The organism is Marinobacter sp. DY40_1A1, assembly GCF_016597815.1.
GTDB classification, from domain to species: Bacteria; Pseudomonadota; Gammaproteobacteria; order Pseudomonadales; family Oleiphilaceae; genus Marinobacter; species Marinobacter xiaoshiensis.
Genome location: NZ_VCHA01000016.1, coordinates 1 through 2,414 on the forward strand (window position 1 = coordinate 1; position 2,414 = coordinate 2,414).

Here is a 2,414-nt window from a genome sequence, read left to right on the forward strand (position 1 = left end):
TTGTAAGCGTCCGCCCATCACACCTTGCTAATGCTCACCGGCCTCCAGTTGTGCGGTAGCAGTTCATCAATGGCGTTGTTTTTCTGCGTCGGCAGTTTCGTCAGAACATCTTTCAAATAGGCATACGGATCATGCCCATTGAGCTTTGCGGACTGGATTAACGTCATCACCGCAGCAGCGCGTTGACCACTTCGCAATGAACCTGCGAACAACCAGTTACTCCGACCCAATGCCCACGGGCGTATCTGGTTTTCCATCCAGTTGTTGTCGATGGGCACTGCGCCATCGTCCAGATAGCGCGTCAGCGCTGTCCAGCGTTTGAGACTGTAGTCCAAGGCTCTGGCCGTGCCGGAGCCATCCGGCACTTTCTGTCGGTGCGCCAACATCCATTGATGCAGGGCATCGGCTATTGGTCTGGCCTTTTCATTTCTGATTTGCTGTCGCTTATCCGGCGGCAGGTCTTTGGCTTCTCGCTCGATCTGATACAGCTGACCGATGTATTCCAGAGCCTGTGCCGCTATTTGGCTCTGGTTAGCTTGGTGTAGGTCGTAGAACTTGCGACGGGCATGGGCCATACAACCGATTTCGGTGATGCCGTTGCCGAAGCCCGCCTTGTAGCCCGAGTAATCGTCGCAGACCAGTTTGCCTTGCCAGCCTTCCAGGAAGGTTCGAGCGTGCTCACCCGCCCGGGTTGGGGCGAAGTCGTAAACAACGGCCTTCAGATTGGAGAACGGTGTGGTGCAATAGGCCCAGACATAGGCTTTGTGGGTTTTTTTCTTGCCCGGAGCCAGCATGCTGACCGGTGTTTCATCGGCGTGCAGAACGCCGTGTTCCAGTAGTGCATTTCTAAGAGCATTCACCAGCGGTTGCAGCTGCACACCGCAAGCGCCTACCCATTCCGCCAGAGTTGAGCGCGGGATAGCGAGGCCAGCACGACCGAAGATACGTTCTTGACGGTATAGTGGTAAATGATCCGAGTACTTGGCCACCAGCACCTGAGCCAGTAATCCGGCGGTGGGAATGCCTTTATTGATAACCTGCGGAGGCACCGGTGCCTGGGTCAGGGTTTCGCACTGCTCACAGGCCCATTTGCCGCGGATGTGGCGCTCCACTGTGAACTCGCCCGGCACGTAATCCAGCTTTTCACTGACGTCTTCGCCTATGCGCTTGAGCTGGCAGCCGCAGCGACACTGAGTGTTCTCGGGTTCGTGATGGATCAGGGTGCGGGGCAACTCCGGTGGCAGTGGAGCCCGCTTGGGTTGTATTTTTGGCTTGGGCGGTGTTTCGGCGGCTGTGAGTTGTGCCAGTTCAGCCTCGATGGCAGCAATGTCGCTGTCGATCAGCTCATCCAGCAAGCGGCCTTGAACCGCATCCAGTTGTTCGCTGCGACGGGCGAACTTGTGGCGTTTAAGGATGGCCACTTCGTGGGTCAGTTTCTCGATGACTGCATCGCGGTGTACGAGTGCTCGATCCTTATTTTCTACGCGATCGAACAGATCCGTGACTAGGGCACGGAGTTGATCGGCGGAGAGTTGATTAAGGTCGGGACGTTGTGACATGCAGAACAGTATCCCAAGTCACGGCCACTGTGACGATTCGCCATTCTGATGATGGTCTGGGTAACCGGCTTGTGGTTACAGAATCGAGATCACACCGGCGGCACCGAGGCGTTGCCACGGCAACCCTTGAACCAGCGCAGCCAATTGTTCGTCTGTTAATAACAGTTGCTTGCCACGCCAGGTTTCGCCCCAGTGGAACTTGCCGCGATTCAATCGACGGGCACAGAGCCATATACCAAGACCGTCGTGGATCAACACTTTCATTCGGTTGCCCCGTTTGTTGGCGAACAGGTACGCACAATGGGGCCTGGCTGAGCCGAACACCTGGACGACACGCGCCAACGCGGTGTCTGGCCCAGCCCGCATATCCAAGGGCTCGGTGGCCAGCCAGATCTCGTCAATGCGGATCATGGCAACAGTTCGCGCAGAAACGCCGCGCATTGCTGACCTTGATCGGCGGGCCATTCCACCACAACCGGGCCGCCGGCTCGCGGAATCTCGATGCGGATGGTGCGATCCTTATCGGCAGGTTTCGTGGTATGCACGGCCGTCGCTGGAAAACGAACCGGTAGAAAGGCTGGGGCTTGGCTTCCATCGTCTTGCTTCGACTCTCTGATCCAGCGCCGAAGTTGGTTGGCGTTGAGGTCGTTATCCAGGGCAATGCGGGAAACAGAAGCTCCAGGTCTGTGGCACTCGGCCACCAGCCGAGCTTTAAATTCCGGAGCGTGTCGGCGACGTTTTCGGTAAGGGCGGGTTACGCTTACGTTGTTCATAGATAGTGTCCACTAAAGAATAAGTGGACACTATCTTGAAGCCTTCGGCATCACACTCAAGATGGGTTTGCCGGACGCTTAC

General features: G+C 56.8%; 3 protein-coding genes. All 3 read right to left on the reverse strand.

Annotated features, from left to right (window positions below; all coding sequences use genetic code 11):
- Positions 1-17: 17 nt before the first annotated feature.
- The 3 genes from tnpC to tnpA all read right to left on the reverse strand — a co-directional run bounded on the left by tnpC (position 18) and on the right by tnpA (position 2,332).
- Positions 18-1,559, reverse strand: coding sequence for an IS66 family transposase (gene tnpC, locus FFI61_RS17655; protein WP_200371917.1), 1,542 nt, complete (start codon positions 1,557-1,559; stop codon positions 18-20).
- 75 nt (positions 1,560-1,634) lie between these two features.
- A complete protein-coding gene (gene tnpB, locus FFI61_RS17660) occupies positions 1,635-1,970 on the reverse strand; it encodes an IS66 family insertion sequence element accessory protein TnpB (protein WP_200371918.1) in 336 nt (111 codons plus the stop codon).
- Positions 1,967-2,332: an IS66-like element accessory protein TnpA gene (gene tnpA, locus FFI61_RS17665; protein ID WP_200371919.1), complete on the reverse strand. Its 366-nt coding sequence runs from the start codon at positions 2,330-2,332 to the stop codon at positions 1,967-1,969. Before tnpA ends, tnpB begins: the two co-directional genes overlap by 4 nt.
- Positions 2,333-2,414 lie beyond the last annotated feature (82 nt).